The 22911-nt window shown below is 70.5% G+C and carries 23 protein-coding genes, 1 pseudogene and 1 riboswitch; of the genes and pseudogenes, 15 read left to right on the top strand and 9 right to left on the bottom strand.

What is annotated here, in order from left to right; all coding sequences use genetic code 11:
• Positions 1-7 precede the first annotated feature (7 nt).
• From Van01_RS21290 to Van01_RS21255, 7 genes are all read left to right on the top strand, one after another.
• Positions 8-1573, top strand: a complete 1566-nt coding sequence (locus tag Van01_RS21290; RefSeq protein ID WP_204010418.1) for an ABC transporter substrate-binding protein — start codon at positions 8-10, stop codon at positions 1571-1573.
• Positions 1570-2514 (top strand): ABC transporter permease, encoded by a 945-nt coding sequence (locus Van01_RS21285; RefSeq protein WP_204010415.1) that lies wholly within the window; start codon positions 1570-1572, stop codon positions 2512-2514. Before Van01_RS21290 ends, Van01_RS21285 begins: the two co-directional genes overlap by 4 nt.
• Positions 2511-4901, top strand: a complete 2391-nt coding sequence (locus tag Van01_RS21275) for an ABC transporter ATP-binding protein/permease (protein ID WP_239099207.1) — start codon at positions 2511-2513, stop codon at positions 4899-4901. The genes Van01_RS21285 and Van01_RS21275 overlap by 4 nt, the downstream gene beginning before the upstream one ends.
• On the top strand, positions 4898-5476 hold the full coding sequence (locus Van01_RS21270) for a GNAT family N-acetyltransferase (RefSeq protein ID WP_204010412.1): 579 nt from the start codon (positions 4898-4900) through the stop codon (positions 5474-5476). Before Van01_RS21275 ends, Van01_RS21270 begins: the two co-directional genes overlap by 4 nt.
• 188 nt (positions 5477-5664) lie before the next feature.
• Positions 5665-6372 (top strand): alpha/beta fold hydrolase, encoded by a 708-nt coding sequence (locus Van01_RS21265; protein ID WP_204010409.1) that lies wholly within the window; start codon positions 5665-5667, stop codon positions 6370-6372.
• A gap of 104 nt (positions 6373-6476) precedes the next feature.
• Entirely contained in the window at positions 6477-7121 is a 645-nt protein-coding gene (locus Van01_RS21260; RefSeq protein ID WP_239099206.1) for a GntR family transcriptional regulator, read from the top strand.
• A 135-nt stretch (positions 7122-7256) separates the two neighbouring features.
• A complete protein-coding gene (locus Van01_RS21255) occupies positions 7257-8264 on the top strand; it encodes a 1-aminocyclopropane-1-carboxylate deaminase (protein WP_204010404.1) in 1008 nt (335 codons plus the stop codon).
• Between the two features lie 29 nt (positions 8265-8293).
• On the opposite strand, the pseudogene Van01_RS33170 reads toward Van01_RS21255, so the two are convergent.
• Positions 8294-8499: pseudogene (locus tag Van01_RS33170) on the bottom strand (acyl-CoA thioesterase); the annotation flags it as partial.
• A 165-nt stretch (positions 8500-8664) separates the two neighbouring features.
• Positions 8665-9888, bottom strand: a complete 1224-nt coding sequence (locus tag Van01_RS21250; protein WP_239099210.1) for a serine hydrolase domain-containing protein — start codon at positions 9886-9888, stop codon at positions 8665-8667.
• 225 nt (positions 9889-10113) lie between these two features.
• Here Van01_RS21250 and Van01_RS21245 point away from each other — a divergent pair, with 225 nt between their 5' ends.
• The gene (locus tag Van01_RS21245; protein ID WP_199172089.1) at positions 10114-10260 is read left to right on the top strand and encodes a hypothetical protein; all 147 of its coding nucleotides are present in this window, start codon (positions 10114-10116) and stop codon (positions 10258-10260) included.
• Here the strand turns inward: Van01_RS21245 and Van01_RS21240 are convergent.
• Together Van01_RS21240 and Van01_RS21235 are read right to left on the bottom strand one after the other, a co-directional pair.
• Positions 10250-11131, bottom strand: a complete 882-nt coding sequence (locus tag Van01_RS21240; RefSeq protein ID WP_204010398.1) for a class I SAM-dependent methyltransferase — start codon at positions 11129-11131, stop codon at positions 10250-10252. The genes Van01_RS21245 and Van01_RS21240 overlap by 11 nt on opposite strands.
• Positions 11132-11248: 117 nt before the next feature.
• Positions 11249-11830: a helix-turn-helix domain-containing protein gene (locus Van01_RS21235; RefSeq protein ID WP_204010395.1), complete on the bottom strand. Its 582-nt coding sequence runs from the start codon at positions 11828-11830 to the stop codon at positions 11249-11251.
• 95 nt (positions 11831-11925) lie between these two features.
• On the opposite strand from Van01_RS21235, the gene Van01_RS21230 reads away from it, so the two are divergent.
• Positions 11926-13533: an MFS transporter gene (locus Van01_RS21230; RefSeq protein WP_204010392.1), complete on the top strand. Its 1608-nt coding sequence runs from the start codon at positions 11926-11928 to the stop codon at positions 13531-13533.
• A 121-nt stretch (positions 13534-13654) separates the two neighbouring features.
• Positions 13655-14296, top strand: coding sequence for a GNAT family N-acetyltransferase (locus Van01_RS21225; protein WP_204010540.1), 642 nt, complete (start codon positions 13655-13657; stop codon positions 14294-14296).
• A 42-nt stretch (positions 14297-14338) separates the two neighbouring features.
• On the opposite strand, the gene Van01_RS21220 is transcribed toward Van01_RS21225, so the two are convergent.
• Positions 14339-14893, bottom strand: a complete 555-nt coding sequence (locus Van01_RS21220) for a hypothetical protein (RefSeq protein WP_204010389.1) — start codon at positions 14891-14893, stop codon at positions 14339-14341.
• 163 nt (positions 14894-15056) lie between these two features.
• Here Van01_RS21220 and Van01_RS21215 point away from each other — a divergent pair, with 163 nt between their 5' ends.
• The 3 genes from Van01_RS21215 to metE all read left to right on the top strand — a co-directional run bounded on the left by Van01_RS21215 (position 15057) and on the right by metE (position 18705).
• Entirely contained in the window at positions 15057-15590 is a 534-nt protein-coding gene (locus tag Van01_RS21215; RefSeq protein WP_204010387.1) for a DUF6817 domain-containing protein, read from the top strand.
• Positions 15587-16072, top strand: a complete 486-nt coding sequence (coaD, locus tag Van01_RS21210) for a pantetheine-phosphate adenylyltransferase (RefSeq protein ID WP_204010385.1) — start codon at positions 15587-15589, stop codon at positions 16070-16072. The genes Van01_RS21215 and coaD overlap by 4 nt, the downstream gene beginning before the upstream one ends.
• Positions 16073-16142: 70 nt before the next feature.
• A riboswitch (cobalamin riboswitch) is annotated at positions 16143-16353 on the top strand.
• Positions 16354-16467: 114 nt separating this feature from the next.
• Entirely contained in the window at positions 16468-18705 is a 2238-nt protein-coding gene (gene metE / locus Van01_RS21205; protein WP_204010383.1) for a 5-methyltetrahydropteroyltriglutamate--homocysteine S-methyltransferase, read from the top strand.
• Positions 18706-18790: 85 nt separating this feature from the next.
• Here metE and Van01_RS21200 read toward each other — a convergent pair whose 3' ends face one another.
• Together Van01_RS21200 and Van01_RS21195 are read right to left on the bottom strand one after the other, a co-directional pair.
• Entirely contained in the window at positions 18791-19120 is a 330-nt protein-coding gene (locus Van01_RS21200) for a hypothetical protein (protein ID WP_204010381.1), read from the bottom strand.
• A gap of 136 nt (positions 19121-19256) precedes the next feature.
• On the bottom strand, positions 19257-19862 hold the full coding sequence (locus Van01_RS21195) for a TetR/AcrR family transcriptional regulator (protein ID WP_239093332.1): 606 nt from the start codon (positions 19860-19862) through the stop codon (positions 19257-19259).
• A 55-nt stretch (positions 19863-19917) separates the two neighbouring features.
• On the opposite strand from Van01_RS21195, the gene Van01_RS21190 reads away from it, so the two are divergent.
• Complete coding sequence (locus Van01_RS21190; protein ID WP_204010379.1) at positions 19918-20448, top strand: GNAT family N-acetyltransferase; 531 nt, start codon at positions 19918-19920, stop codon at positions 20446-20448.
• Between the two features lie 31 nt (positions 20449-20479).
• Here Van01_RS21190 and Van01_RS21185 read toward each other — a convergent pair whose 3' ends face one another.
• Positions 20480-21211: a phosphotransferase enzyme family protein gene (locus tag Van01_RS21185; RefSeq protein ID WP_204010376.1), complete on the bottom strand. Its 732-nt coding sequence runs from the start codon at positions 21209-21211 to the stop codon at positions 20480-20482.
• A 112-nt stretch (positions 21212-21323) separates the two neighbouring features.
• On the opposite strand from Van01_RS21185, the gene Van01_RS21180 reads away from it, so the two are divergent.
• Positions 21324-22088 carry a GNAT family N-acetyltransferase gene (locus Van01_RS21180; RefSeq protein ID WP_204010373.1) on the top strand — a complete coding sequence of 255 codons (765 nt, stop codon included), beginning with the start codon at positions 21324-21326 and terminating at the stop codon, positions 22086-22088.
• 6 nt (positions 22089-22094) lie between these two features.
• Here the strand turns inward: Van01_RS21180 and Van01_RS21175 are convergent, their stop codons facing one another.
• Positions 22095-22862, bottom strand: a complete 768-nt coding sequence (locus tag Van01_RS21175; protein WP_204010370.1) for a helix-turn-helix domain-containing protein — start codon at positions 22860-22862, stop codon at positions 22095-22097.
• Positions 22863-22911: the final 49 nt, after the last annotated feature.

Genomic DNA, 22911 nt, shown 5'->3' with positions numbered 1-22911 from the left:
ACCCATCATGATTCACCCGTCCGTCACCGTGCCGAGAGTGTCTCGCCGCGGCCTGCTCGGCGGTGTCGCCGCCGTCTCCGCCGCCCTGCTGACCGGCTGCGGCCCGAGCGACGACACGGCCGGCAGCGCCGTCGGCCAGCCCCGGCGCGGTGGCCGGCTACGGGCGGCGTTCGCCGGCGGTGGTGTCAACGAGACGCTGGACCCGCACCTGGCGAACCTGTTCAACGAGGCGTCACGCGCCAAGGCGATGTTCGACAAGCTGGCCGACTACGGTCCGGACGTCTCCATCCAGCCTCGCCTCGCCGAAAGTTGGGAGCCCAGCAGCGACCTGACCCGCTGGCGGATTACCCTGCGCCAGGCCACGTTCCACGACGGCAGGCCGGTCCGCGCCGCCGACGTGCTCCACAGCTACGCCAGGATCACCGACCCGAAGCGGGCGTTCCGCGCCAGGGCCAGCCTCGACCTGCTCGACCTGCCCAACAGCCGCACCGTCGACGACCGCACGCTGGAGCTGGCGCTCAAGCGACCCTTCGCCGAGTTTCCCAACGCCCTTGCCGCGTTCGGCGCGTACATCGTCCCCGAGGGTGCCGACAGCTTCGAGCGGCCCGTCGGGTCCGGGCCGTTCAGCTTCGACTCCTGGCAGCCCGGCCGGTCGCTGCTGCTCAAGCGGTACGACGGCTACTGGGAGGGCGCCGCGCACCTCGACGAGCTGGAGTATCTGATCAGCAACGAGGAGCCCGCCCGGGTCAACGCCCTGCTCGCCGGCCAGGTGGACTACGCGCACGACATCACCCCCACCACCGCGCGGACCCACGCCGACAGCGGCCGGATCTCCGTCACCCGGATGCCGAACAGCACCATGCAGTCGTTCGCCATGAAGGTCGACCGGCCGCCGTTCGACAACCGCGACCTGCGCGAGGCCATGTTCCTGCTCACCGACCGCCAACAGCTCGTCGACACCGTCCTCGCCGGTTCCGGACAGGTGGGCAACGACCTGTTCGGCAAGGGCTACCAGTACTACGCCGACGACATCGCCCAGCGCACCCGCGACCTCGACCGCGCCCGGTTCCTCATCGACAAGGCCGGTGCCAAGGGGCTCCGCATCACCCTGGACACCGCCTCGGTGGCCAGCGGATTCGTCGAGGCCGCCAGCGTCTTCACCGAACAGGCCGCGCAGGCCGGCCTCGTCATCGAGACCGCGATGGGCAACAAGGACACCTACTGGAAGGACATCCTCGACTCGGGCGTGCTGGCCTCGTACCGCTCCGGTGCGATGCCCATCGAGACGCACATCTCCCAGCGGCTGCTGACCAACTCCACCACCAACGCCACCCGGTGGGCCCGCCCCGAGTTCGACGCCCTCTACGCCAAGGCCATCTCCAGCACCGACGAGACGACCCGCCGACAGGCGTACGGCGACATGCAGCGCACCCTGCACGCCGAAGGCGGATTCCTGATCTGGGGCTTCGCGGACTTCCTCGTCGCCACCGCGCCAGGCGTCGGTGGGGTGTCCGCCGACGCTCCCGCCAACACCCTCGACTGGGCCCGCTTCGACAAGGTCTGGCTGGGGTGAGTCTGCCCCGCTACGCCGCCGGGCGGTCGCTGCTCGGCCTCGGGCAGGTCGCCGGGATCACCGCCATCGTGTTCGTGCTCACCGAGGCGCTGCCCGGTGATGCCGCCGTGGTGATCGCCGGCGACCAGCCCGACCCGGCCCGCATCGCCGCGATCCGGGCGGACCTGGACCTCGACCGGCCGGCCTGGCAGCGTTACCTCGACTGGCTGACCGACCTGCTCCGCGGCGACCTCGGCGTCTCGTTGATCTCGCAGCGGCCGATCGTCGACCGCCTCGCCGACAGTGCCGGGGCGACCCTGCTGTTGGCGGCGGTGACCCTCCTCGTGCTGGTACCGCTCGCCGTCGCGCTGGGCATGTTGGCAGCCCGTCGGGAAGGCGGGCGACTGGACCGGACGGTCTCCGCGGTGTCCGTCGCGCTGTACGCGGTGCCCGAGTTCGCCCTGGCGATCCTGCTCATCGCCGTCTTCGGCGTCCGACTCGGCTGGCTACCGCCCACCGCGTTCGGCGCCGACCTGCTCGCCCAGCCGTCCGTGCTCGTACTGCCGCTGCTCGTGCTGCTCGCCCGGCCGATCTGCACGATCAGCCGCCTCACCCGCGCCGGCATGATCGACGCCCTGCGTGGCGAGCACGTACGCCACGCCCGACGGCTCGGCATCACCGGCAGCCGGCTCTGGCTCCGCCACGCGCTACCCGGCGCGCTGGCACCTGTCGTGCAGCAACTCGCCCGCACCACCGACTGGCTGCTCGGCGGCGTCATCGTCGTCGAGGCGGTGTTCGTCATCCCCGGGCTCGGCACCGCCCTTGTCGACGCCGTCGCCACCCGCGACATCCCCACCGTGCAGGCGCTGTGCGTCCTGGTGGCCGTCACCACCGTGCTGGTGAACCTGGCCGCCGACCTGGTGGCGTTCCGCCTCGCACCCCGGATCGGGGTCGTACGGTGAGGCGACTGCGTACCCTGACCGGGGCAGCGGTGCTCACGGTGCCGCTCGCGCTTGCCGTGTTCGGCCCGATGCTGGCCAGCGAGCCGGGTGACCGCGTCTTCCCGTTCTCCGGGGACGGGGTGCTGGGCACCGACTTCGTCGGCCGCGACGTCGGCCAGCAGGTCCTCCTCGGCGGCCGGTCGGTCGTCCTGGTTGCCGTCGGCGCGACGCTGCTGGCGTACCTCATCGGCGTGCCGGCCGGCCTGCTGGCCGCGTCCTCCCGCCGCCGGTGGGTCGACGAACTGCTCATGCGTCCCCTCGACCTGACGCTTGCCGTACCGTCGCTGCTGCTGCTGATCCTGCTGGCCGCCACCGCGCCACCCGGGCCCCTCACCCTGGTCGGCATCGTCGCGCTCATCGGGCTGCCGGAGATCGCCCGGATCACCCGGGCCGCCGCGTTGCCGCTGGCCCACGGGCCGGCCATGGAGGCGATGCGTCTGTACCGCGAGACCTGGTGGCGGCGCGGTCCCGGCTACGTCGGCACCGGCATCCGCCGGGTCCTGCTCGCCGACGCCGGAGTCCGGTTCATCGGGGCCGTCTACCTGGTGGCCACCGCCAGCTTCCTGGGCATCGGGGTGGCACCCGATGCCGCGGACTGGGCAGTCATGGTGGACCGCAACCGTACCGGGCTGTTCCTGCAGCCCTGGGCCGTCGCCGTGCCGGCCGCGCTGATCATCTGTCTGGCCGTCGGTCTCAACCTGGTCACCGACCGGATGCTGATCTCCGGTGCCGTCCCCAGCCCGTCAACACCACCCGCGCCGGCCACCACCGAAGACCGGGAACCCGTCAGCGGGCCGCTCCTGCACGTGCAGGACCTGACGGCCACCACCGTCGACCGGACCCTTGTCGACGGAGTCTCCGTCAGCCTGCAGGCCGGCGAGATCCTCGCCGTCATCGGCGCATCCGGCAGCGGCAAGACCACCACCGCCCGGGCCCTGCTCGGTGAGGTCACCCCCGGGGTCACCCTCACCGGCACCGTCACCCTGGCCGGCCGGCCCGTGACGACCGCGACCCCGCCCGTGCCCGGCACCGCCGGCTACGTGCCCCAGCAGCCCGCCGCCGCGCTCCATCCGGTACGCCGCATCGGCGCGGTGCTCCACGAGATCGCCCGACACCACGCACCCGGCGACAGCCGCATCGCCCACCGGCGCGCGGTGACGGCCGTCCTCGACCGCGTCAGCCTGCCTGCCGACCGCCGGTTCCTGCGCCGCTTCCCCCATCAGCTCTCCGGGGGGCAGCAGCAACGGCTCGTCATCGCGCACGCCCTGCTGGCCCACGCCGTCCTGCTCATCGCCGACGAACCCACCACCGGACAGGACGCGCTCACCCGCAACGACGTCGCCCGGGAACTGACGAAACTGGCCCGCGAGGGCATCGCCGTCGTCCTGCTCAGCCACGACCTGCACCTCGTACGGGCCGTCGCCGACCAGATTCTCGTGCTGCACCGGGGCGCCGCCGTCGAACACGGCCGGGCCGCCGAGGTCCTCGCCGCACCACGACAGCGGCACACCCGTGAGCTGCTCGCCCCGCCACCGGCCCGACCGGTGGCCGCGGTCGGTGAGGACAGGCCGCTGCTGCGCGTCACCGGTCTGAGCGCCGTGCACCGCGACGGCGGTCGGCGGCGCGAGGTGATCCGCGAGATCGACCTGGCCGTCGCCGCCGGACGGTGCCTCGCCGTGGTCGGCCGGTCCGGAAGCGGCAAGACCACCCTGGCCCGTTGCGTCGCCGGCCTGCACCCCGCCCGTACCGGCCAGGTGGCCCTCGACGGGCACCACCTCGCCGCGCACCTCGACAGCCGTCAGCCGCACGAACTCGGCGCAGTCCAGTACGTCTTCCAGGACGCCCGCGCCAGCTTCAACCCCTACCGGACGGTGCTCGACCAGACCGCCGGCCCCGCGCGGCGGCTGCGGAACGCCACGCCGGAGCAGGCCCGCCGCACCGCCCTGCATCTGCTCGAACGGGTAGGTCTCGCCGAACACACGGTGACCCAACGTCCCGACCGGCTCTCCGGTGGCGAGCTGCACCGCGCGGCACTCGCCCGCGCGCTCGCCAGCGAACCCAGAGTCCTCATCTGCGACGAGACGACGGCCGGGCTCGACAGCGTCACGCAACACGGCATTCTCACACTCCTCGACGACCTGCGACGCAGCCTCGCACTGACCCTGATCGTGATCAGCCACGACCGCGACGTGGTGGCTCAACTCGCCGACCAGATCGTCGTACTCGACAACGGTGCCGTGGTCGACCGCGGACCGGCCGAGCTCCTGCTCACCCACGCACACCACCCGCTCACCAGTGCGCTTCTCCACACCGATCCGGCGACCGCCGCCGCACCGTCGAACCCATGACCGGAGGAAGAACCATGCCGCAGTACCGACACAGCGTCGGCCCGTACGACGTCCAGGCGGCCGACAAGCGACACGTCGACGGAGCGCGCAGCGTCATGCTCGACACCTTTTACCGCGACTTCGGCTACGGCTACCGGCCCGACTGGCACTGGGACGTCATCGATCTCGACGGCACCTACCTCACCCCCGAACACCACGCCCTCTTCGTCGCGACCAAGGGCGACGACGTCGTCGGCACCACAGCCGTGCGCGCCGCGGGGCCCAAGAGCCCACCCCACCCGCGCTTCCTCACCGAGCGCTACCCGGACGACACCACCGCGCAGCTGTTCCGGGTCTACGTCCGGCCCGAACACCGTCGCTGCGGCCTCGCCCGGGCACTCGTCGGCCTCGCGATCGAGTTCGTCACCCGGCAACCCCGGTACCAGGCGCTCTACCTGCACACCGACGCGCGCATCGACGGTGCCGAACCGTTCTGGCGGAGCATGGCCACGCCGGTCCACGACCCGCGCGACGGCGACCACGACAGCTATCAGACCGTCCACTTCGAGATCGCCCTACCCGGCCGACCTCGGTAGCCGCCCTGCCGGCCTGTGCGCCGAGGACGGGGACTGGACGGCGGCTTCCCGCACGACGAACCGAGGTGTGCCGCAACCCTTGCTCAGAATCACCGTCATGCAATATATTGCACATCGGAGGCGGCGATCGCCGGCTCACCGAGAACCCGCCCGACGGAAGCAGGCGCGGCGACGGAGGGAAGACGTCCATGAGCACTACTGATCGAGAGATCCAGAACGTCGTGCTCGTGCACGGCGCGTTCGCTGATGGTTCGGGCTGGCGCGGCGTGTACGACAACCTGACGGCCCGGGGCTACCGGGTCACCATCGTGCAGAACCCGCTCACCTCGCTCGACGACGACGTCGCGGCTACCGTGCGGGTGCTGGATCGGCAGGACGGTCCGACGATTCTCGTCGGCCACTCCTGGGGCGGCACGGTCATCACCGAGGCGGGGGTTCACCCGAACGTCGCGGGGCTGGTCTACGTGTCGGCGCTGGCGCCTGACGCGGGCGAGACCACCGCCCAGCAGTACGACGGGTTCGCCGCGACACCCGACTTCGTCATCGACGTCGCCGAGGACGGCTACGGCTTCCTCAACGCCGACACGTTCAAGGCCGGGTTCGCCGCGGATGCCAGCGACGCCGACGCCGCCTTCCTCCGTGACTCGCAGGTGCCCGTCAACATGGCGGCGTTCGCGACGCCGGTGCGGCGCGCCGCCTGGCGCGACAAGCCGAGCTGGGCGGTCATCGCCACCGAGGACAGGGCCTTCGACCAGGCGATGTTGCAGCACATGGCCAAGCGCATCAACGCGAAGATCACAAACGTCTCGGCCAGCCACGCCCTGTTCGCCACCCAGCCCGACGTCGTCTCCGACGTGATCGTCAGCGCCGCGCAGAACGCCGCCGGCACTCGCTGACTCCGCCCACCGCCACCAGCACTTCCGCAGTGGCCCGTGACTCGTTGACACCAGGCCACATGCAGTGTGGAGTATGTTGCATGCCGATCCCCGAGCGTGTGGGAATGATTCCGCGAGCCCTGCTGCGGGAGAACGCGTACCGGTCGATCCGGGACGCAATCGTCGACGGCACACTGGCGCCGGGGGAACGACTCAACGACGGTGAACTGGCGCAGTGGCTGGGTGTCAGCCGCACGCCGGTGCGGGAGGCGTTGGCGCGGCTGGAGGAGGCCGGCCTCGTGCAGACCAAGCCCGGCCGTTACACGATGGTCACTCCGCTGGATGTCCAGGCCGCGAGGGCGGCGCAGTCGGTCACCGCGGCAATGCACGAGCTGGCCGTACGCGAGGCGGTGCCCAACTTTTCCGCGGCGGAGATCGAGGCCATGCGGGACGCCAACCGGCGGTTCGCGGCGGCCCTTCAGGCGGGCGATGTCGATGCCGCAATTGCCTCGGACGACGAATTCCACGGAGTCGCGGTGACCGCCGCCGCCAATTCGGCGATCCGCTCGGTGCTGGAGCAGTTCACGCCGATGCTGCGACGCCTCGAACGCCTCAGATTCTCCTCGCTCAGTGGGCGCGACTCCGTGGCCCTGCACGAACGCATCATCGATCTGTGTGAGGCCCGCGATGTGGAGCGGGCCGCGCTCGCCGCCCGGGAGAACTGGCTGAGCCTGGATCCCCTGTTCGATGTCGAGGCGCCCGACCGGTAGGCGCCTGTGGGCCCCCTGGCCGGCGGACGGCCCTCGAGGACTCGCTGTTCCGCTGGCTGACGCTGTCGTCCGGCGCGCCGGCACGCCAGCGCTGCCTCCGACCACCACCTTGACCACTCCGACGAAGGAGTTGCAGTGACTCTCGACGCGTTCGAGCGATACCCGCTGTTGTTCGGCCCCAGCCCGATCCACCCGTTGGACCGGCTCAGCGACCACCTCGGTGGCGCCCGTGTCTGGGTGAAGCGGGAGGACTGCAACAGCGGCCTGGCCTTCGGCGGCAACAAGACCCGCAAGCTGGAGTACCTGCTGCCCGACGCGCTGAGGCAGGGCGCCGACACGCTTGTCAGCATCGGTGGCGTCCAGTCGAACCACACCCGCCAGGTGGCAGCGGTCGCCGCACGGGCCGGCCTCAAGGCGGTCCTGGTGCAGGAGAACTGGGTGGACTGGCCGGACCCGGCCAACGACAAGGTCGGCAACATCCTGCTGTCACGGATCATGGGCGCCGACGTACGCATGGCGCGGGAGGGCTTCGGTATCGGCTTCAAACAGAGCTGGCACCTGGCGATCGAGGACGTCCGCGCCGCCGGCGGCACGCCGTATGCGATACCGGCTGGCGCGTCCGACCACCCGCTCGGCGGCCTCGGCTTCGCGAACTGGGCCTACGAGGTGCAGCGCCAGGAGCAGGAACTCGGTGTCTTCTTCGACACGGTCATCGTGTGCAGCGTGACCGGCAGCACCCACGCCGGCATGATCGCCGGTTTCGCCGGTCAGGACCGGCCGCGGCGCGTGCTCGGCATCGACGCCTCTGCCACGATCGACGAAACCCGGGCCCAGGTGGCGAAGATCGCCCGCAACACCGCCGAGCTGATCGGCCTCGGCCGTGAGCTGCGCGACGACGAGATCACCGTGCTCGCGGGCTGGGCCGGCGACCGCTACGGCGTCCCCGTCCAGTCCACTCTGGACGCGATCCGGCTCACCGGCCGGCTCGAAGGCATGATCATCGACCCGGTGTACGAAGGCAAGTCGATGGCCGGGCTGATCGACCTGGTCCGCGAGCGGGACATCCCCCGCGACTCGAACGTCCTGTACGCCCACCTCGGCGGCCAGCCCGCCATCAACGCCTACAGCAGCGCGTTCGAGTAGTGCCTGTCGACCTGGCACCGCAGCACACTTCAGCGCTCCCCGGTCCCGTCGAGCAGAGCCGGCCGCAGGGCCAGTCGGTGTTCGCGACGGATCTGTGCCTCGCGGTAGCGGCGTCGATCGCCGTCGGTCTGGGGCGGCAGCGGCGGCACCGGCCGGGTACGCCCTCGTCGTCGACGGTGACCATGACCAGGTGGGCGGTGGCCACGTCGGCCGGCGCCACGGCGCGGTCCCACCGTGTGAGCCGGGTAGGGGTGTGATCGCTGTCGTTGTCCAGGCTGGCCGAGGTACGTGCGGTTCTGGCCGTCGGCACCGGCATGGTCGTCGAACTGGGAGACCCGCCGGACGCCGGCCCGCCGCAGCCCGCGCACGGCGGGGGAACGGGCCGACGTCCGGACGGGACTCAGAGCACCGGCACAGCCGCGTTGTTGCCCGGCATCCGGGTCACGCGGGGCAACGACGCCACGGCCTCCGCCGAGCGGCTGCTCACCTCGCCGCCCGGGCATATCGCGGTGCCCAGCAGCGTGTTCCAGGCGGTGTCGATCGGGTGCGGGTCGGGCAGGCCGACCTGGTAGTGGCTGATGTTGATCCCGGTCGACACCTGGCGGGCCCCGTCGCGGCTGTGCAGCGAGAACGTCAGGTGGCCGAAAGTCGCGCCGTCGTGGCCCCAGAACTCGCCGCACGGGGTGGGCACCGAGTAGATGCCGAGACCGTAGCCGCCGGCTTCGGGCAGCTCCGGCACGAAGGGTACCCCGGTGAGCATCTCGTCGAGGGTGGCCGGACTGAGCAGATCGCCGCTGAGCAGTGCCCGGAAGAAGGTGTTCAGATCCGCGGTGGTGGCGATCATCTCGCCGGCCGTCCACCCCCAGCTCATGTTGAACTCGCTGAGGTCGCGCACGCCGAACGGGGCGAAGTAGGCGCCGCTGTGCGGGCCACGGATCCTCGGATCGTCGCCGGGGAACGATGTTGCGCTGAGCCTCAGCGGTCGCAGGATGCGTCGTTGCACCTCGGCGGCCGCATCGTTGCCGGTGATCTTCTCGATGAGCAGTCCGGCCAGGATGTAGTTGGTGTTCGAGTAGCTGAAAGCCTCGCCGGGCGCGTTCGTCGGCGGCATGGCCAGGCCGGTGGCGACCAGGTCCGCCGGAGCGTACGTGGTGACCTGCATCTGGTTGATCGCGGCGTAGGAACTGATCATCGCGTTGGTGTAGTTGCCGATGCCGCTCGTGTGGTTCAGCAGCATCCGGACGCTGACCTGGGTGCCCAGCTCACCTGGCACGGTGTCGGGCAGCCACTGCCCGATCGGGTCGTCGAGGCCGAGCCGGCCCTCGTCGACGAGTTGGAGCACGGTGGTGGCGACGAACGTCTTGGTGATGCTGCCGATCCGGTGCCGCAGGTGCGGCTGCATGGGCCGGGGAGGGCTCAGGAACGCCTGGCCGGCGGCGTCGCGCCAGTCGCGCCGGCCGTCGCGTACCGCGACCAGGACGCCTGGCACGCCGGCTTCGGGCACCGCGGCGAGGGCGGCGCGTAACTCGGCGCGGTCCAGCCCACCGGCGGCAGGACCCGGCTGCGCTGTGGCGGATGCGGGTACGACAGCGATCGTGCTCACCAGCGCGACGCTTGTGGCCACGATCTTCAGTGTCCGGAAAGTACTCGACATATCTGCATGCTCGCCGGCTCTCGCACCGGCCGCATCATGCTCAGGCCGGAGACCCGACTCCCGCTGCGGTACGAGTGCGGGTCATCCGTCGTCAGCGGCCGCGATGCGAAGAGAATCCAGGTCCTGCTCGGGTTTCGCCACCGGGACGGTGGGGGTAGAGATCGATCCGCCTTCAGCTAACCTAAGGAGACTGTCATGTCGGTGCAGGCGTTTCTCTATGTCGTAGCGGTCATCCTGCTCGTGCTCGCCGCGTTGCCGTTGCCCACCCGTGGTGTCTCACTCGCTCTGCTCGGAGCGGCGTGCGCGCTGCTTGCCTACGCCTGGCCGGTGATCACCGAGTAGGCGGATGAGGTCGGGGCGCGTCGACTCGACGGGTCGATCGGCGGGCGGCCCAGACGGTGCGTCTGGTTCGGACTGTGAGATCGCTACGGTGCAGGATGCTGTGTGGGCTGCCGGTGTCGATCAGCCGGTCGAGGGCGGCGAGGTCCTCCGCGGCGAGGGCGTCGGCGACCTTGTGTCGGATGCGCTGCAGGCTGGCGTGGGCGTAGGCGCCGACGGCCTGGTCGCCCGCCCCGTCGATGTTGATGTCCACCTGTCGCTCGCCCTCGACGGTGAATCCGGCGGCGGTGAGCATCGGCCCCCAGTCGGCGCCGCGGTGGGGGAGGTGCTCGGCGTGGACGCGGTCCCCGGCGGCGTGGCAGCGCTCTTCCAGGCCGGGTCGGTCGTCCGGAGCGTTCTCGGGAAGGAATCGCGGGAAGCCGGCCAGTTCCACGACGGCGAACATGCCGCCCTCGGGCAACAGTTCGTGGACCGCGCGCAGGACCTGTTCTGGTTGGGCCAGGTGGTGCATCGAAGCGGAGGCCCACACCAGGTCCGGGGTGCCCAGGTCGGGCCAGTCGGCCTCGTCGAGGTTGGCCTGGACGGTCCGGATCCGCTCCGTCTCACCCCGGGCGTACGCCTTTTCCCGCAGGCGTTGGAGATGTCCGGTTGACGAGTCGACGGCTGTCACGTGCGCCTCGGGGAAGCGGTCGAGAAGGGCGAAGGTTCCCGCTCCGGTGCCGCTGCCCAGATCCACGATCTGGCGCGGGGGGGTGTGCAGGGGCAGCCAGGCCGTGATCTCGGTGAGGTGCGCCGCGAGGACTTCCGCGTCCAGGTCGAGGATCTGTGCCTGTCCGGCGTCGTCGTGGCACTCGTGGTGGAAAGCGTGGGTCATACCGCGACATTAGGACGATCATGCGGCTGCGGCATGATCGCTTTCCGATTACGCAAGACGATTGGTGAAAGAGCAGCCTGACACGCAAGAACCGCCGTCGGGCGGCGCGCCAGGCCGTCACCGTTGCGGGTTCTCGCTCTCGCGCTGCTGGTGTCCACGGCGGGCGTCGCGGTCGAAGATGCCCAGGATCTCGCACGGACCGCCGTCCGCGCCGATGGCGTGGGGCAGCATGGTCGGGAATTCGGCGGCCTGGTTGGTCTCCAGGCGGAAGCGGCGATGGCCCAGCATCAGGACCGCCGTGCCGGACAGGACCACGAGCCATTCACGTCCGGGGTGGGCGCGCATGCGCGCCGGATTGTCCGGTGGTGGCTGGGTCATCCGCTGCCGGACGACAGTCATGCCCGGGTCGGCCTTGATGGGCCAGCGCATCAGTCCGTGGGCGCTGTCGATCATCGGGCTGGTGACGATGTCGTCGGAGGCGGTCTCCACAAGCTGGTCCAGGGTGGTGTCCAGGGCGCGCGCGAGCGTGACGAGCTGGTCCAGGGCGAGCCGGCGCTGGCCGTTCTCGATGCGGCTCAGCGAGGACTGACTGAGTCGGGCCCGGGTGGCCAGTTCTTCCAGGGACCACCCCTGGGCGACCCGTAGCGCACGGATCCGTTTGCGTACGAGGCTGTCCAGATCATCATCGTCTTGCGTCATGGGCAACATCGTATGCCCCTCGGGCATCTCGTGGTTAGCGTCGTGCCGGACCCAGCCGAACCAGGCCGGGCCGCTGCCCTTGCGGAGAGGAATCCATGAGTACTCACCAGCCGGCACCGCTGACCACCACGGCGCGGGGCGACGCCGCGGTCGGCGCAGGCGCACCCTACGCACGTCAGCTGCGGATGATCCTGATCGCGGTCTCCGTCGCCCTGATGGCCGTCATCGCCTCCGTCTCGGGCCTGAACGTGGCCCAGACCCACCTCGCTGTCGACTTCGACGCCGCACAGACCACCGTCCTGTGGATCATCAACAGCTACACCCTCACCCTGGCCGCGCTGCTGCTCCCGCTCGGCGCTCTGGGCGACCGGTTGGGCCGCCGGCCCATGCTGATTGCCGGACTTGTCGTGTTCGGTGTCGCGAGCGTCGCGGCGGGCCTGGCTCCGAACGCCGAGACCATGCTCGCGGCAAGCATGCTCAGCGGCGTCAGCGCAGCGATGATCATGCCGATCACCCTCGCCGTGATCACCTCCACGTTTCCGGTAGAGGAACGGGGCAAGGCGATCGGCGTGTGGACCGGCATCGCCGGGGGCGGTGGCGTCCTCGGCATGTTCCTCTCCGCCCTGCTCGTCGATGTGGCCTCCTGGCGCTGGCTGTTCGTCCTGCCCGTGTCACTTGTCATCGTGGCTCTGGCCATGGCGATGAGGTCGGTGCCCGACTCCCGCGAGCACTCGGGCCACCCCTTCGACCTGATCGGCGCGCTGACCTCCAGCGTGGCCGTGGTCGGGCTCATCTACGTGCTGCACGAGGGACCGGAACGCGGCTGGAGCGACCCCGTCACGGTGGCCAGCCTCCTCGTCGGTTTCGCGGCACTTGTCACGTTCGTGATCTGGGAACTGCGGCGCCGGGACGCCGCACTCCTGGACGTCCGCCTGTTCCGTGAGCGAGGGCTGGCCGGCGGTTCGCTCACGCTCCTGGTGGTCTTCGGCGTCCAGGCCGGCATCGCCGTGGTTCTCTTCCCGTTCTTCCAGGCCGTGCTCGGCTGGTCGGGACTGCTGTCCACACTCGCGATGATGCCGATGGCGGTGGCGATGATGATGACGTCCGCGCTGGCCCCTCGGTTGGCCGTCCGCATCGGCCCGCGAGCGACGATGGCTCTCGGCATCGCGCTGGGTGGGATCGGTCTGACGCTCATGGCCGTGGTCGTCTCCGTGGACGGCGGCTACCGCTCCGTCCTGCCCGGCATGCTCGCGATGGGCGTCGGCATGGGCTTCGCGATGACACCCTCCACCGAGGCGATCACCAGCGCCCTACCCGCTGCCAAGCAGGGCGTGGCCTCCGCACTCAACGACATCACCCGCGAGTTCGGCACCGCCCTCGGCGTCGCCATGCTCGGCGCGCTGCTGTCCGCCGGCTACCGCAACTCCATCGACGACAAGCTGCACGGCGTCCCCGTGGACACCGCCGGCACCGCCCGGGCCGGAATCGCCAACGCCCTGGACGCGGCCAGGGACGCCAGCTCCCACAGCTCGCAGGTGGTCCACGCCGCGCAGCACGCATTCGTCGACGGGTGGCGGCAGGCCATGCTGGTGGGCGTCGCCGTCATGGCCGCCATGTTCCTCGTCGTCCTGGCCCGTGGACCCGAGCGCAGCCCCGCCGTGCCGGTCGGGGAAACCGAAGCCACCGAGACCATCGCGGGCTGACCACCTGGAAGCACGGGCGCTCGCGGTGAGTTCACGGGGCATCATGGTCACCGCGAAGCTGGCATGCTCGGGAAGCTGTCGGGACCGACCGTGGGGACCGCCGGAGTCGGAAAGGATCATCATGGGCAGCGAATTGGCCGACATCCTCGATGCGGCAGCCCAGGGGCATTTCCCGGCACCGGACGGCGGTATCACCGTGGTGCCACAGCCAAGCAGCCGCGACGCCGGAGTCGTCGCATTCACCGCCCATTCCGTGATCTTCACCGACGAGGACCCGCTGTGGGTGCGCCGCACCCTGGCTGCTCTCGACTGCGACGCCCTGGCGGCCGCGATGAATCCGGCCTTCCTGAGTGCGCTGCTCCACCGCACCCGGCGCTCGATGGACACGATCGACCTCTTGACGGTGGCGAGCCCGCTCGCCGGTGAGCCCCAACTGAAGCTGGAAGAAACTGCGGGCGCGGATCATCCACGTCAGGTCAGGGCACGGAAGCGTCGTGATGACCTCCGGGTCTGGGCGGCCGAGGGTGGGCTGGTCATCCTCGGCCGCGGTGTGGCAGGCCGCTGGGAAACGGCTGTCGAGGTCGACGAGGGGCATCGCCACCGGGGCCTCGGGCGGGCACTGGCGACGGCCGCCCGGCATCTGGTGCCCGACGGCCAGCCTGTCTGGGCGCAGCAGGCCGCCGGCAACGCCGGCAGCATACGTGCCTTCCAGGCGGCCGGCTTCCGACCGGTGGCAGCCGAAGCCCTCCTGCTCCACCCGTAGGCGTCACAGGTGGCGGGCGGCCGGCTGGGTGCCTACCGGTGGTCAGCTCAACGTGAAGGTCACGTCGTCGACATCGAAGGTGGTGACCCCGTTGCCGGCCGTCTCGCTGGAGAGGAAGCTGGCCGTCGCGGTGCGCTCGGTCGTCGCGGTCCCGGACGACATGCTGTACTGCCGCCACTGCGACCCACCGTCGAAGGCCAGCGAGAACCTCGTCTTCGGCGGTATCCCGGTGACCGCCAGCCCGACGTTCAGGTAGTCGCCACGCATGGTCTCGGTGGTGGTGGTCCGGACCCAGAAGCGCACCGTCAGGTCGCAGTTGGCCGGCACCGTGACGGTGCTGCGCAGCAGGTCGGTACGGGTCACGTCCAGCCCGGCGAAGGTGGCGTACGCGCGGCCGTGGTGTGCCGGCCGGGCCGCGTCGCCGAGCACCACGATGCGAGGTCCGGCTTCCCAGCCGGTGGTGCCACGCTCGAACCCCGGGTTCGGGTGGATCTGCCCGGCGCAGGGCTGGTCGGCGGCCGGCGGGCCGTAGGGTGCGCTTGCCGTGGTCAGCACCAGCAGGGCCGCAGCCAGGGCGGTGGTGACGGAAGCTTTCATCAGTCCTCCCCGTGTCGGAGCATCCGAAAGTCGATGCCAATCGACCATGCTCGATGAGACTCGGGGCGTCAAGCTCTTCCCGGGTTCCGGCGCTCATGGCGCTGTGACATATTGCCCACCCGAGGGGCCAGCGGATTCGACAGCCGATACCTACAGTCGGGCCATGGGCACCGACGAAGGCGTGCGGGGCTGGCTCCGCCGGCTTGGGGCGGAGCAGATCGCGCACCCCGGGGGCAACCTGTACGCCCACCTGTGTCGGGTCAGCGACCGACTGGCGGTGCTCGGCTGCGGTGGTGAGACGCAGGCCGCAGGTCTCACCCATGCCGTCTACGGCACCGACGGGTTCGACCTCGCCCTGCTTGATCGGGCCGATCGCGCCGTACTGCGCGACCTTGTCGGGGCTGACGCCGAGGAGCTCGTCTACCTGTACGGTGCCTGCGACCGCGGACGCAGCTGGCCGGAGCTGGCGCAGACCGGCCAGGTGTTCGACCGTTTCGCAGGGCGGGCGAGAACGCCGAAGCCGGCTCAGCTCCGGTCCCTCATGGACCTGAGCATCGTCAATGAACTGGACGTCATCGAGCACGATCCGACGGTGGCGGCCCGCTACGGCAGCTACTTTCGAGGAGTGTTCGCCTCCTGGGCGCCACTCGCCTCTGAGCAGGTCATCCGCGACGCGCAGCGGGTCCTCGGGCCGTGACAGCCGAACCATCCGCCGGGCCACCCGCGTCGGCGCAAACCCCCGTTCGGGTACCCGTACGAGCCGTCTACCCGGGCAGCTTCGATCCCTTCACCGCCGGGCACCTGAACGTGGTGGGCAGGGCCCGCGCCCTCTTCGACGACGTTGTCGTGCTCGTCGCGGTCAACAGCGGCAAACACCCGGACGTCGACGAACAGGAACGAGCAGCCCTCGTCCGGGCTGCGCTGCCTGTCGAATGGACCTCCGTCACCGTCGTGGCCTGGCGCGGACTGACCGCCACCTACTGCCGTCGCCACCGGATAGGAGTGATCGTGCGCGGCGTGCGTGACTCGAGCGACCTTCAGGCCGAGTACCGGCTCGCCGCGATGAACCAGTCGCTGGGTGTACCCACCGTGTTCCTGCCCGCGCAGCCGGAACTGAGCAGGCTGTCGTCCACTGCGGTGCGTACGGTGGGGACGTCGCTCTCGTCCACCCGGCCGTAGCCTGCCGTCCATCGGCGTACGCCGTCCCGTACCTCGGACACTCCCGACCGGTCGGGCAGCTCCGGCCCGTACGATGGCCTGTGGTGCTGGTGCGTCCCGGCCGTGAGGGTGGGACGTCGTAAGAGGGAACCCGGTGTGAATCCGGGGCTGCCCCGCAGCGGTGAGTGGGAACGACAGCCGTCAACAGAGCACTGGACCGCGAGGTCTGGGAAGCGACGGCCAGTAGGCGACCTGGTGTCATGCCCACGAGTCCGAAGACCTGCCAGTGCTGCGCACGCCGCCGGTGTGCGCCGCCGGCGGCCTCTCGGGAGGGCCAGGGCGGAAGCCGGTACCTGACCCGTACCCGCCTTCCCCTACCCGTGTCCGCCGGACACTTCGAGGGAAGGACCCCCTTGGTGAGTTCCGCATTCGGGCAGAGCACAGTGCTCGGCTATCCACGCATCGGTGCCAGTCGGGAGCTGAAGAAGGCGGTCGAGGCGTACTGGGCCGGCACCATCGACGCCGAGGCGTTGCACAGCACCGCCGCCGGCCTGCGGGCGCAGGTGTGGCGGACGCTGCGCGACGCCCGCCTCGACGCGATCCCGTCGAACACCTTCTCCTACTACGACCACATGCTCGACACCGCCGTTGCCGTCGGCGCGGTCCCGACCCGGTTCACCCGGCTGGGCCTGTCCACGCTGGACACCTACTTCGCGATGGCGCGCGGTGTCGACGCCGAGCCGGCGCTGGAGCTGACGAAGTGGTTCGACACCAACTACCACTACCTGGTGCCGGAGATCGACCCCGACACCGTCTTCACCGCCAACCCGGTGAAGGCGCTCGGCGAGTACGCCGAGGCCCGGGAGCTGGGCATCACCACCCGGCCGGTGTTCGTCGGGCCCGCCACGTTCCTGCTGCTGGCCAAGGGGGAGGAGCCCTTCGCCCGCCTCGACGACCTGGTCGGGACGTACGCCCGGATGCTCGCCGCCCTGGCCGACGCGGGCGTCGGCTGGGTGCAGCTCGACGAGCCGGGCTACGTCGCCGACCGGACCCCGGCCGAGATCGACGCCCTGCGCCGCGCCTACACCCGGCTTGGTGAGCTCGCCCACCGGCCGCGGATCTTCGTGGCGACCTACTTCGGTGACCTCGGCGACGCGCTCCCGGCCCTGCTGGACACCCCTGTCGACGCCGTCGGTCTGGACCTGGTCGCCGGACCGGGCAACCTCCACCGCCTCGCCGCCGCCGGACCACTGGGCGGCAAGGCCGTCGTCGCCGGCCTGGTCGACGGTCGGAACATCTGGCGTACCGACCTGCGGGCCGCTGTCGCGGCCGGTGCGACTGTCGCCGGACTGGCCGACCACGTGGCCGTCTCCTCGTCCTGCTCGTTGCTGCACGTCCCGGTCGACCTGTCCGTCGAGACCCACCTCGACCCCCGGTTGTCCGAGCGGCTGGCGTTCGCCCGGCAGAAGGTCGACGAGGTCGTCATGCTCGGCCGCGCGCTGCGCGACGGCACCACAGCGCTCCCCGCGCCGCTGCCGGCCGCCCCGGCCGAGTGGCGTCACGACGACGTACGTGGCCGCCTGGCCGCGCTGCGCCCCACCGACCGGCAGCGTGGTACCTACCCCACCCGGGCCGCCCGCCAGCAGGAACGGTTGGGTCTGCCGGAGCTGCCGACCACCACGATCGGGTCGTTCCCGCAGACCGCCGAGCTGCGTAGGGCCCGCGCCGCGCACCGGGCCGGCAGTCTCGACGACGCCGGCTACGCCGACCGGATGCGCGCGGAGGTGGAGCAGGTCATCCGGTTGCAGGAACAGCTGGGCCTGGACGTGCTCGTGCACGGGGAACCGGAACGCAACGACATGGTGCAGTACTTCGGCGAGCAGCTCGACGGCTTCGCCGCCACGCGGCACGGCTGGGTGCAGTCGTACGGTTCCCGCTGCGTACGCCCGCCGATCATCTACGGCGACGTGGCCCGCAAGGCAGCTATGACAGTCGAATGGTCCACCTACGCGCAGTCACTGACCAGCAGACCGGTGAAGGGCATGCTCACCGGCCCGGTCACCATCCTGGCCTGGTCGTTCGTCCGTACCGACCAGTCTCTCGCGGACACCGCCGACCAGGTCGCGCTGGCCCTGCGGGACGAGTGCCGCGACCTGGAGGCCGCCGGTATCCGGGTCATCCAGGTCGACGAACCTGCGCTACGCGAGACGCTGCCGCTGCGCAGCGGCGACCAGAAGGCGTACCTGGACTGGGCCGTCGGCGCGTTCCGGCTGGCCACCAGCGGCGTCGCCGACGACACCCAGATCCACACTCACCTGTGCTACTCGGAGTTCGGCGAGGTGATCCACGCCATCGACGCTCTCGACGCCGACGTCACGAGCATCGAGGCGTCCCGGTCGAAGATGGAGGTGCTCGACGACCTGGCCGCCATCGGCTACGCCCGGGGCGTCGGCCCCGGGGTGTGGGACATCCACTCGCCCCGGGTGCCCACGCGCGAGGAGGTGGTCGAGGCGCTGCGCCGCGCGGTGGCGGCCGTGCCGGCCGGCCGGCTGTGGGTCAACCCGGACTGCGGGCTCAAGACCCGCGCCTACCCCGAGGTCGAGGCGTCCCTGCGGCACCTGGTCGCGGCTGCCGCCGAGGTCCGCGGCAACTGACATCTGAGCCGGGCGGACCCGCCACAGCGGGGCCGCCCGGCTCGACCTGCACGGTCACGTCATCGAGCACATGTTCCGGCATGTGCTACCGCTGGCCGTACCGGTGGACCCGCCACTCACCACGGCCGGTGGCGAGGGCGTAGCCGACGGTGGCGACGCCAAGCGCCACGCCCCAGCCGAGGAACACCAGCAGCGTGCCCGCCACCGCCCACTCCTCACGCACGTCCGACCAGCGCAGCTCGCCCGTGCGCAACTGTCCTACGAACACCGCGCCGCTCAACGCGCTGTAGGTGACGAGGGTGAGTGCCACCGCTGCGGCTGGGATGATCGCGAGCAGCCGCGGAACCTGTCGATTGCGCAGTCCCGGCACCCAGCGCGGGACTTGTTGCCCCCAGCGCTGGATCAGCCCGAACATGCATCGATGCTCCGTGGCGCTGCGCCGCCGGTCCTCCCGGTCCAGGGTGAAGCGCTCCCTCTCCCGGGGGAGTACGAGCCACGAAATGGACGGTTGTACCGGTTCGAGGGCGGGGCCCCGCCTCGCCAACGAGTGCTCAGCGCGGTGCCGCTGCCCCGTCCTGGAGGAGGGCAAGCTGGTGGTGGACCGCAGCTGTCACGCGGTCGCGGTCCCCGGTCGCCAACAGGTCGAGCAGCGCTCCCCTGAGCACGGCCAGGGCGAGGGTACGGCGGGCCGTGCCGTCCGCGCTGTCTCTGTCCTGTGGGGGCTGGCAGTCGGCCAGGACGGTGAGCCAGTCGCGCACCGTGGCCGCGGCGAAGCCGCCCCACACTCCGTCAGGCTCCACAAGCGACGTGGCGTAGGTTTCAGCCCACAGTTTCAGCAGTTGCTGATGTTCTGCGGCGGCGAGCCACCCCCAGAGGCGCTCGACGGCGGTGGCCAGGCCGATGGCCGCCTCCGGGTCACCGGAGGTCTGGACATGGTTGAGGATCGCGAGTTCATCAGCCCGGGCCCGGGCGAGGACCGCCCGGGTCAGGCCATCCTTGTTGCCGAAGAGGAAGACCAGGACGCGCGGGCTGGAACCGATCGCGGCGGCCAGCGGGCGCAGGGACAGATGCGCCAGGCCGTGCTCCAGGGCGTACCGGTACGCGGCCTCCAACAGCTCGACCTTGCGCGCGGAGGGAGTTGTCCGGTCCACGGTCACCGGCGTAGCCTACAGGCACTGAAACGTCTGTTTCAGTTACGGAGGGGAGTGGACAATGACGCATGGGCGCCAGCGGCCTGTCGAGATCACCGTGCGCCCCGCTGATCGTCCCGGCGACCTGGGCTGGGTGGTGATGGCCCACGGGGAAACCTACGCGCAACAGTTCGGCTGGGGCACCGACTTCGAGGCGCTCGTCGCGACGATCGTCGCCGACTACGCCTCCGGTCACGATCCGTCCCGGGAGGCGGCGTGGATCGCCGAGGCCGACGGCGAGCGTGTCGGCTCGGTGTTTCTGGTCGCGGGCGACGAGCCCGGCACGGCCAAGTTGCGCGTCCTCCTGGTCACACCAAAAGCCCGTGGTCTCGGCCTCGGCACCCGCCTGGTCGAGCAGTGCCTCACCTTCGCCCGCCAGGTCGGCTACCGGCAGGTCGTGCTCTGGACCAACGACAACCTCGACTCCGCGCGCCGGATCTACCAGGCCGCCGGGTTCAGCCTCATCGACGAGAGGCCCCACCAGAACTTTGGCGACGGCCTCGTCGAGCAGACCTGGTCGCTGATCCTTCACCCGGCACTGTCAGAGGGCTGAAGCCGGGCAGCGTCAGTAGCCGACGGCGTGCTCAGACCGGGCGGACCTCGCCGAGCCGCTTGACCGCGTAGTCGTCGTCCCAGCACACGGCGGCCTCCCATGCGGCCGACGCCTGCGCCGCGATGTCGTACGCGCCGTCGTCGAGGCCGGCGGCGTTGTCCGGCAGCACCAGGTCGAGGTCGGGCACGTCGACGTGCGCCTCGTCCCAGTCGATGAGGGCGACCCGGCTGGCGGTCATCCGGATGTTGCCCGGATTGGTGTCGCCGTGCACGACGCACGTCCGACGTCCGACGAGACGCGCCCACGCGGCCCGGCATCGAGCAACGCCCTCAGCGGGCATCGCACCCAGGTCGATCTTCGTCCCGGTCTCGGCGTGCAGGAGGTCGGTCGACGATCGCCAGCCCGGGCGCTGCGGCCAACCCCTCGTCAGCCGATGCAGCTCGCGGAGCGTGTCAGCGACGCGACTCCAGTCGGCAGGCGTCTCGGGCGGTCCGCCCTCCAGGTAGGTCATCACCACCAGACCGTCGGCGAACAGCCGGCCGTCCGAGGTGGGGATCGGCACCGGCACGGTCAGACCCGCGCTGTCGAGGTGCCGGAGGAGTTCTGTCTCCCACGCCAGATCAGCGTCGCTCCTGGTACCGAGCCGGCCTACCGCACGGCGCCCGTCGACGCGCACGCTCCACACGTCGTTGGCCACTCCGCCGGTGAGCCGCTCGACGCGAGCGGCATCCGCACCCCACTGCCCAAGTGCCTCCCACCCCATTGGCCGGATCTTACGAGCATTCGGTTCGCGGGGCACTGTCGCAATGCACACCCGGCGTCCGACCGGTGCGAACTCGATCGCGTGAACGTGGATCCGGCGTGAGGATGTCGCCATGGTCGATGATCCGTTGCTCGCGCGGGCCCGGCAGGTCTGGCGTGGGCTGTCAGGCGTCGCGATGGACTTTCCCGCTGACGGCGGCGTCGACGTGGCCGCCTCTACCGGATCGCTGCTCTGCCCACCCGGCTGGGTCGGGATCGTCGCACTTGGTGACGCCGCGATCGTCACCGCGCCGACGGACAACTGGGCAGCGACCGTCCGCGAGATGCTGCCCGGCATGCCCGCCGAGTCGTTTACCGACGTTGACCGGCTGCGCACCGTCCTGCCGGTCGCCGAGGTGCTGGGGCCGGCGAGTCTGGCGTATCTCGACGCGGACGACGTCCGACCGGCGCAGCTCGACACCACGGAAGTGGTCCGTGGAGACCAGGTCGATCTCGCCACGCTCCTGGCGTCCGCCACGGTCGACGACGCAGACGAGTGCGGCTTGGCCGAGATCGACTCTTCCCCGTTCGTGGTACGGCACGGGGACCAGTGTGTCGCGGCGGCCGGCTACCGACGTTGGCCGGAGCGGGTAGCCCACATGTGCGTACTCACCGCGGCGGATCACCGTGGACGGGGGCTGGCACGTGCGGTCGCCTCGGCAGCCGTCACGGATGCCCTGGCCGGTGGTCTGCTGCCGCAGTGGCGGGCTCGACCGCAACCGTCGCGCCGAGTGGCGCGGGCGCTGGGATTCCGTCAGCTCGGCACCCAGCTGAGCGTACGGCTCGGCGAGCTGGGAACCTTGACTGTCGACGGTGCCGATCCGCGGGCTACCTCGTGAAGCGGGCTACCTCGTGAAGTAGGCGGCGCTCTCCGCGTCTGCCGGGTAGTAGGACTCGATCGCGACCTCGTCGATGGTGATGTCCATCGGGGTGCCGAATGTGGTGATTGTCGAGAACAGCCGCAGCTCTCGTCCGTCGATGTTGAGGATCATGGGGATCACGACGTCGGCGTCGACCCGTCTGTCTGACGCCTCGTCGGGTTCGGGTGCCAGGAGCTCCTCGTGGAGTGCGGTGAGTTCAGGGTCGGGAGCCGCGGCGAGTTGGCGTGAGATCCGGGTGCGGAACACCGCGCGCACGTCGGCCAGGTTGACGACGATGCGAGCGAGCCCGCGCGGGTCCAGTCCGAGCCGCACCAGGTTGACCGGCGGCTGTAGCAGGTCCGGAGCCACATGTGCGAAGAACGGGTCGACCGCGCGATTGGTCATCACGATGTTCCACCGGCGGTCGAAGACCACAGCTGGATACGGCTCGTGGGCGCGAAGCACCCTGCGGATCGCGTCGTGGACGGCCGACAGCGCATCGTCGTCGAGGGGACGTTCGGTGTACCGGGGTGCGAAGCCGCCGGCGAGCAGGAGCCGGTTGCGATCACGTAGCGGCACGTGGAGCTGAGCCGCGAGCCGAAGGATCATGTCGGCGCTCGGCTGGGACTTACCCGTCTCGACCAGACTGACGTGACGAGCTGAGACGTCCGCGGCGATAGCAAGATCCAGTTGGCTGAGACCCCGGCGGTGCCGCCACTGCCGCAGAAGCTCCCCGACCCCGTACACGATCATGAAGCGTACCCATTGTGGCGTCGAACGCCATGAAATCCGATGTCATCGA

This window comes from Micromonospora andamanensis (assembly GCF_016863495.1).
Lineage (GTDB): Bacteria > Actinomycetota > Actinomycetes > Mycobacteriales > Micromonosporaceae > Micromonospora > Micromonospora andamanensis.
The sequence above is the reverse complement of the archived record's forward strand: the minus strand, read 5'-3'. Positions and strand labels throughout refer to the sequence as shown.

Bases quoted from the DNA above. Each gene is read 5' to 3' on its own strand.
- Van01_RS21290 (WP_204010418.1), top strand. From the start codon at position 8: ATGATTCACCCGTCCGTCACCGTGCCGAGAGTGTCTCGCCGCGGCCTG.
- Van01_RS21270 (WP_204010412.1), top strand. From the start codon at position 4,898: ATGACCGGAGGAAGAACCATGCCGCAGTACCGACACAGCGTCGGCCCG.
- Van01_RS21265 (WP_204010409.1), top strand. From the start codon at position 5,665: ATGAGCACTACTGATCGAGAGATCCAGAACGTCGTGCTCGTGCACGGC.
- Van01_RS21260 (WP_239099206.1), top strand. From the start codon at position 6,477: ATGATTCCGCGAGCCCTGCTGCGGGAGAACGCGTACCGGTCGATCCGG.
- Van01_RS21245 (WP_199172089.1), top strand. From the start codon at position 10,114: ATGTCGGTGCAGGCGTTTCTCTATGTCGTAGCGGTCATCCTGCTCGTG.
- Van01_RS21240 (WP_204010398.1), bottom strand. From the start codon at position 11,131: ATGACCCACGCTTTCCACCACGAGTGCCACGACGACGCCGGACAGGCA.
- Van01_RS21235 (WP_204010395.1), bottom strand. From the start codon at position 11,830: ATGACGCAAGACGATGATGATCTGGACAGCCTCGTACGCAAACGGATC.
- Van01_RS21230 (WP_204010392.1), top strand. From the start codon at position 11,926: ATGAGTACTCACCAGCCGGCACCGCTGACCACCACGGCGCGGGGCGAC.
- Van01_RS21225 (WP_204010540.1), top strand. From the start codon at position 13,655: ATGGGCAGCGAATTGGCCGACATCCTCGATGCGGCAGCCCAGGGGCAT.
- Van01_RS21220 (WP_204010389.1), bottom strand. From the start codon at position 14,893: ATGAAAGCTTCCGTCACCACCGCCCTGGCTGCGGCCCTGCTGGTGCTG.
- Van01_RS21215 (WP_204010387.1), top strand. From the start codon at position 15,057: ATGGGCACCGACGAAGGCGTGCGGGGCTGGCTCCGCCGGCTTGGGGCG.
- Van01_RS21200 (WP_204010381.1), bottom strand. From the start codon at position 19,120: ATGTTCGGGCTGATCCAGCGCTGGGGGCAACAAGTCCCGCGCTGGGTG.
- Van01_RS21190 (WP_204010379.1), top strand. From the start codon at position 19,918: ATGACGCATGGGCGCCAGCGGCCTGTCGAGATCACCGTGCGCCCCGCT.
- Van01_RS21185 (WP_204010376.1), bottom strand. From the start codon at position 21,211: ATGGGGTGGGAGGCACTTGGGCAGTGGGGTGCGGATGCCGCTCGCGTC.
- Van01_RS21180 (WP_204010373.1), top strand. From the start codon at position 21,324: ATGGTCGATGATCCGTTGCTCGCGCGGGCCCGGCAGGTCTGGCGTGGG.
- Van01_RS21175 (WP_204010370.1), bottom strand. From the start codon at position 22,862: ATGATCGTGTACGGGGTCGGGGAGCTTCTGCGGCAGTGGCGGCACCGC.